This is a genomic window from Pseudomonas sp. JV245A, assembly GCF_032424515.1.
GTDB classification, from domain to species: Bacteria; Pseudomonadota; Gammaproteobacteria; order Pseudomonadales; family Pseudomonadaceae; genus Aquipseudomonas; species Aquipseudomonas protegens.
Genome location: NZ_VYKE01000662.1, coordinates 1 through 242, shown reverse-complemented (window position 1 = coordinate 242; position 242 = coordinate 1). Strand labels below are relative to the sequence as shown.

The 242-nt window shown below is 67.4% G+C and carries 1 protein-coding gene; it reads right to left on the bottom strand.

Annotated features, from left to right (window positions below; all coding sequences use genetic code 11):
- The coding region (locus tag F6S12_RS33510) for a prepilin-type N-terminal cleavage/methylation domain-containing protein (RefSeq protein WP_315870081.1) at positions 1-242 on the bottom strand (242 nt) is incomplete at both ends.

Sequence of the window (242 nt, the reverse complement as noted above, 5' to 3'; positions counted from 1 at the left end):
TCATCGATGCCGCCTCCGGATTCGCTGTGGCGGCTGAAGGCAAAGCCCTTGGCCGTGGCTCGCCAGGTGATCGGCCGACCATCGGCGCGGGCTTCGGCCTGGGCCACTTGCAGCAGTTGCGCCAGGCGCTCGGCGTCCTTGCGCAGCAGTTGCAGCGGGTCGGGCTTGATGCTCAGGCCCACGGCCGCGCTGGCAATGCCGATGATCACCAGTACCACCATCAGCTCGATCAGGGTGAAGCC